The organism is Buttiauxella sp. S19-1 (genome assembly GCF_022134725.1).
Lineage (GTDB): Bacteria > Pseudomonadota > Gammaproteobacteria > Enterobacterales > Enterobacteriaceae > Buttiauxella > Buttiauxella ferragutiae.
Window position 1 is genome coordinate 1 of record NZ_JAHWLU010000182.1, and the last position, 5830, is coordinate 5830.

Annotated in this window: 5 protein-coding genes; 1 reads left to right on the top strand and 4 read right to left on the bottom strand. The window is 49.0% G+C overall.

Annotation, left to right across the window (positions count from 1 at the left end):
- Positions 1–489 precede the first annotated feature (489 nt).
- Positions 490–1122, top strand: coding sequence for a fimbria biosynthesis transcriptional regulator FimZ (gene fimZ, locus MES37_RS23115; protein ID WP_064545134.1), 633 nt, complete (start codon positions 490–492; stop codon positions 1120–1122).
- Between the two features lie 83 nt (positions 1123–1205).
- On the opposite strand, the gene sfmF is transcribed toward fimZ, so the two are convergent.
- From sfmF to MES37_RS23135, 4 genes are all read right to left on the bottom strand, one after another.
- Entirely contained in the window at positions 1206–1697 is a 492-nt protein-coding gene (sfmF, locus tag MES37_RS23120; protein ID WP_064545247.1) for a fimbria assembly protein, read from the bottom strand.
- A 31-nt stretch (positions 1698–1728) separates the two neighbouring features.
- A complete protein-coding gene (gene fimH, locus MES37_RS23125; RefSeq protein WP_237932721.1) occupies positions 1729–2733 on the bottom strand; it encodes a type 1 fimbria D-mannose specific adhesin FimH in 1005 nt (334 codons plus the stop codon).
- Positions 2734–2760: 27 nt separating this feature from the next.
- Positions 2761–5361: a fimbrial biogenesis usher protein gene (locus MES37_RS23130; RefSeq protein ID WP_273695192.1), complete on the bottom strand. Its 2601-nt coding sequence runs from the start codon at positions 5359–5361 to the stop codon at positions 2761–2763.
- Positions 5361–5830 (bottom strand): fimbria/pilus periplasmic chaperone (locus MES37_RS23135; RefSeq protein ID WP_237932723.1); only part of this gene is annotated, 470 nt, incomplete at its 5' end. The genes MES37_RS23135 and MES37_RS23130, both read right to left, overlap by 1 nt.

A 5830-nucleotide genomic window follows, 5' to 3' on the forward strand; every position in this document is an offset into this window, starting at 1 on the left:
TTCCTGGACACTCTTTTTTCCGCCCGCCAGGCGACTACAGAACGATGTCCCATCTGACAACCTCATGCCAGATATAACAAATAATACACATTTGAGATATCGCACTATTCTTCACATTAAAAACAAACTTTTTATCCAAATATTTTAACTAACATGGTTGTATTATCCAAATAACAAATACTCAACCTGAATAATTAGAATTTGATCGCACCATTACTGGCTATAGATAACAGCAGCCTTTCTCTGAATTTATATAGATGTATAATCAAATTGCTTGATTAGAAAATCTAAATATGTATTTTCGATTAGACAAACAATTATCCAGTTACACTCGAAATCATTAGCAAACAGTACATTGAGGTATGGTTTTAAGTTGAAGGGAACATATTGCATACATTATAAAATAATAGCTAATAAAGCGTTTCATCACTTTAGCCGCCAGTGACTATGTATCAATGCGATGAGTTTCTCAAAAAATGAGGCAATAATATGAAACCTGCATCCGTAATTATCATGGACGAACACCCTATTGTCAGAATGTCGATTGAAGTACTGTTACAGAAAAATAAAGATATAGAAGTCGTGATGAAAACAGATGACAGCCGCGAGGTCATTAACTACATGAGCAGCCATCTTGTCGACCTGGTGATTCTTGACATTGAATTGCCGTCCATCGACGGATTTGCTTTATTAAAGAGAATCAAAAGTATACAAGCCGACACCCGCATACTTTTCTTGTCATCTAAGTCTGAAAAATTTTATGCTGGCCGCGCCATTCAAGCTGGTGCAAACGGCTTTGTCAGCAAAAGGAAAGAACAGGAAGATATCTATCACGCGGTAGAAATGTTGCTTGCAGGGTATTCGTTCTTTCCCTCTGAAACCCTGGAATTAATTAGCAACCCGGCATCACGCAATGGTGCAACTGACGACATGCCATTATCTAATCGGGAGATAACCGTATTACGTCACCTTGCTAATGGGTTATCAAATAAGGAAATCGCCGAACAACTGCTGCTCAGCAGCAAGACCATTAGCGCACATAAGTCAAATATCTTCTCCAAGCTTCACGTCTCCTCGATTGTCGAACTTATCGACTATGCCCGTGTAAAAGAATTATTATAAAAACACGTCGCAGGTCACAATTAAAATAATAAAGCCGGGAATAAAACCCGGCTTTATTATTTCACTGCGGTATATTTTATCCGTTAATAATAATTAATCATAAACGTAGCATCTGCGTTGGCCGGTCCCGGTTGCGGGTTATCGGCCAGGGCGATGTAATTAGCAAAAAAGGCTAATACCGCATTACCATTCTCATCTACAACCACATCCTGGCTCGCCTGCCCCAGTGGCAATTGCGTTTTATCCCGGTCGCGCAGCTCAATAGCCACATTGCTGACACTACTCTCATTTAACCCCAGCAAACCGGGGTTGCCAGTGGCTTGCTTCCCCGAAAAAGTGATTGATGCCGCTCCTGGCGGGCAGCCGTTTAGTTTCAAACTGAACGGCATACTTTGCGTAGTGCTGCCTGCAGTACGCAGTTGTTTTGTCGGCCAGCTACCGAGTTGCACCGTTTTATTGTCATCACCCATTTCGACATAACAGCTAAAATCCACCACGTTGCCACGCAGCTCGATATTGACTTCGCCTAGCGGGGAATCGGCCTGCGCACTGTTCATGACGCCAGCGACCAGCATGCAGACCAGCAGAAAATTACCGCTCCAGGTTTTAGTCATAATCCACCCGCAAATAGCCCCGCGCGGTAAACGGCCCTTCTGCAGGTTTATTCCCGGTGACGCTCACAGGCCAGGCGCGAATCCCCACCTGCGCAGCAGCAGCATCATCGAGGCGAAAATGGATTTTACTGCTCAGATTATTAGGAATTAACGGCAAACCACTGCTATCCGCAACGACAAAGCCGAGATCGTCGTTGTTAGAGACCATGATATTGCCGGAAGCTTTTTCAGCTTCAATACGTAAAGAGAGATAGGCCTGCGCCGCCACATTGGTGCACTTGATGGCAACGGTTTTACTTTGTGGCGTAACACTTTGCGGACGGTTCCCGGCTCCTGCCTGGCTAAATAACGAAGCACCAATGTCGCCAAAATCAAATTCGACGATTTGGCCTGCATTGATTTCGCAACTTTGCGGTACTTCAATTTTACCGCTGTAGCTGATGGTATAAACCGGTGTAGTCAACGGGTCGGTGTTACGCGTGGTGACATACACCGTAAACATGGTCTGTTTTGGAATCGGCACCATGTTGATAAATCGCCGTGTCACTTTGAGTTTAAAAACCAGTTTAGAATCATTAACTGGAAAGGGTTGTTGTTTAGAAACATTAGGATGGCTGCCCATCTGGATATAGTTTTTCGGCGGGAAAAACTGCCCCGAATAGCTGTCGGTGATACTCATTGCCCCTTCGAGATAGTCATTGAGTTTCATATATTGATACCCACCAATGGTTTCTTGCACCGGCAACGCGTTCACATAACTACGCATGGTGGTGTTGCCGCTGGTCCCTGCCGGGCAGGTGGCATTGACGCCAACCCAACCGGTTTTGTTAGCAAGCGTAATGATTTGCCCGACGTTATTATTTTCACTGGTGAATACGTCTGACAGGTCATAAAAGATATCCGTCGGCACGCCGTTTGAGTTTTTGCAGACCGTGGCAGACGCCGGTAGTGCACATGCCAGAAGCACCGCCCCTGCTAAAGATGTCATCAATTTCATAAACAAATCCCTGAATAGTGCGCCATTCTATGAACAGGTGGCACTCACCACGGCGACTGCCTGAGTCAGGCTTTCTGGCGGTAATGTATAAGGTGCGTAACAGTGTGAATCTTTGCCATCGCCCCACTGAATGAGCAGTTTTCCCTGCATCGGCAAGCCGCTGAGATAAATTTGCCCCTCATCTCCCACCATACTGGTGACACCGCTGGTTTCTTCACGCACCATCGAGCCGAATGGCACTGCGCGCCCGCCACGCGTCACGTTGAAGATAGCCCGCACGCCAATCCGCGCCTTAAATTCGGCCCGTACCAATGCCCCTTCCGTTGGCACCACGCTACTGACGTTATTTTCAACATCGGTATGGTCATCCATGGTGTTGGTATCCAGTGCGATACGGTTGTAGCGGTAAACCGTGGCATAAGGCATCACGGCGTAACCGCGCCAGTCGGTTTTCACCCCGGTTTGGTTTTCGACGCCAACACCGCTGGCACCCGGCGCTTTAATTAACACATTGGTATCTCCGAGCGGCTGGCTAAAGGTGATGCCATCGGCATGTCCTACCACACCACCCGATGCTTGCCAGTTATAGTCATGTTGGTCGCGGTCGTAGTTGTAGCCCAATCCCACCGTGCCGTAAGTGGCTTGCCAGTTGGTACTGGCACTTCCGGTGTAGCCGTTGCTGTCACTGTATCCCTGGGTGACGTTGTAGCTCAGGTTTTGCCCTTCAAGTAATGTGCCGCCGATCCCAGTTTGCAGCGTGGAGTCACCTTCTGAATTGTTGCTGGCGGCAAATGTGGCGTAGGCGCGGTCGAGGGTGCTGGAACGTGAGTAACCATGCCCCAATAACGTGCTGAACGGCACCGAGAGGTTAAATGCCATGATGCGATCGCTGGCGGAAATACCGACCGATTTGTTCCATGACATCGACATCGAGTAACTGATTCCGCGCCAGCCACTGGCATATCCTGCCTGGTAAGAGGTGTTGTTCTCGTTGGTTTCCCAGTAGGTTTGCTGGCTGCCTGAAACGTAGAATGAGCCATAATCGCCAAGCCCCTGAGAAATGTTGACCTGAAAACGCCCACGCTTGCTGTAGCGCAAGTTGTGATAACTCTGCACCACCGGCTCAGTGTTGTGGTTGCCGTCTTGTTCATCGGCGAATTCGTAACCTTCGATATTTTTGTAGGCCACTTCGTCCAGCGTGTAGAAGCCACGAGTTGAGTAGCGGTAGCCGAGCAATTGAAAGTTAGTACCGTAATTGCTGAGGGATTTGGCATACAGGAAACGAAGCGATTGGCCTTCATGTTCGCTGTCATCCGCCAGTTTGCTACGGGCATGAGTGACATCAAGTGAAATGGCCCCCCACTCCCCGATATTTTTACCCGCGCCCAGCGCCACCGAGGCGTAATCCTCGGCAAGTTGTGTGCCGCCGTAAGCTGTATAACCGCGGGGTAAACCGGCAATCAGCGTAGCCTGAGTGAAAAATGGCGTTTCTTGTTGGTCGCTACCGCTGCGGAAATCCCCGGCAACCAGGTCGAATTTTAGCCGCCCTTCACGCTGCAACAGCGGAACGGTGGAATAAGGCACCGTGTATTTTTGCAGCGTACCGTCTTTTTCTTCCAGGGTAACGTCAAGATCGCCGCTTGAGGAGGTAGGATTCAGGTCGTTGATAGCAAACGCGCCCGGTGACACATAGCTTTGGTAAATCACAAAACCATTCTGGCGGATGGTGATTTTGGCGTTTGTCCGTGCGATGCCGCGCACCGTTGGCGCGTAACCTTGTAGGCTATCCGGGTACATGCTGTCTGCCGAATAGAGCCGTGCACCGCGAAAACCCAGGCTATCGAACACATCACTGCTGGTGTTGCTGTCGCCGAGCACCAACTCGCTTTTGAGTGGGATGATTGTCCGCTGCGCATATGTGCTGATGTTATTCCAGTTGTTGGAATGGTAACCATCACCGCGCGTATAACTCCAGGCACCACTGTTGCGCAGCCGCCACGGCCCATAGTTCAGGCCACTTTGCAGGCTTAAATAATAGTTATCGTCATAACTGCCGTGGTTTCCAGTAAAGCTGTAGTTGAGCAGTACCGCAGGGATGCCTTCGTCCCATTCTTGCGCAGGAATATACCCGCGAGCGCTATTAAGCAACGACACTTGCGGCAGGCTTATATCCAACCGCAGTTTGGCAAAATCAAAGTGGGTTTCTGAACCAGGGATGAGCTCCGCCAACGGCACGCATTCCCCAGGCTTTAATTTCGCAAGCGCAGGATAAGCAAGCATATTCAGCCCCAGACGCTGCAACCAGCCTGTATCAAGGCACGGCACCAGACCGTCCGCGCTTACCTTTCCATCCGCCTTGTTACTGGCATCAAAGCGCAGATCCTGGGTTGCGATAAATTCAGCGTTACGCCAGATATCCACACGATACACACCAGGAGCCTGTTGGCTCCCTTTTTCAAAACGCGATAAATCCGCAACAGCAGCATCTTCTGGCGACAAAAAACCAGGGTTAAAATAGCTTTCTCCTGAACTGATTGCAGGCCAAAGCGCTGCCATCACCATCGCCGCAATCGGAGTAACTGACTTGTTCATCATCTGCCCGGTATCCTTGTTGTGCAGAGCCCGCATTACAGCATTGCGCCCTTTTGCACAGGGGTTACCGCACCGTAATCATTCACGGTCTGGAAGGAGATGGTTCCTTTTAGCGTGGCTGGGACCGTCACCTGCGCCACACTTTTTGGCGCAACCATGGTATTTGCCAGTTTCTCGTTACCGACCTTCAGATTGACCGTACTGATGTAATAAGGCGAAGGATTGTGAATACTCAGATGCTCGCCGCTACGGCTAAAACGCAGTTGTTTAAACGCTTCATCTGGCTGCATTTGCAGGTTTTTAGGGCGAACAAATAATTTGATGCGTGACAAAATCGCCAATTGCAGCACGTTATTGCCTGCGAGACTGGATTTATCCACCGAGGGAATCGCTTTCACGTTCATCCAGAAAATGGACTCACGATCGGTTGGCAACGGTGGCCCGGCGTAAATAATACGCAGCGTGTTTTCACTTTTAGGCTCACTGACAAAAAGCGGGGGCGTAA

Coding starts and splice junctions, on each gene's coding strand:
- MES37_RS23130 (WP_273695192.1), bottom strand. CDS start 5,361: ATGCGGGCTCTGCACAACAAGGATACCGGGCAGATGATGAACAAGTCA.
- sfmF (WP_064545247.1), bottom strand. CDS start 1,697: ATGCTGGTCGCTGGCGTCATGAACAGTGCGCAGGCCGATTCCCCGCTA.
- fimH (WP_237932721.1), bottom strand. CDS start 2,733: ATGAAATTGATGACATCTTTAGCAGGGGCGGTGCTTCTGGCATGTGCA.
- fimZ (WP_064545134.1), top strand. CDS start 490: ATGAAACCTGCATCCGTAATTATCATGGACGAACACCCTATTGTCAGA.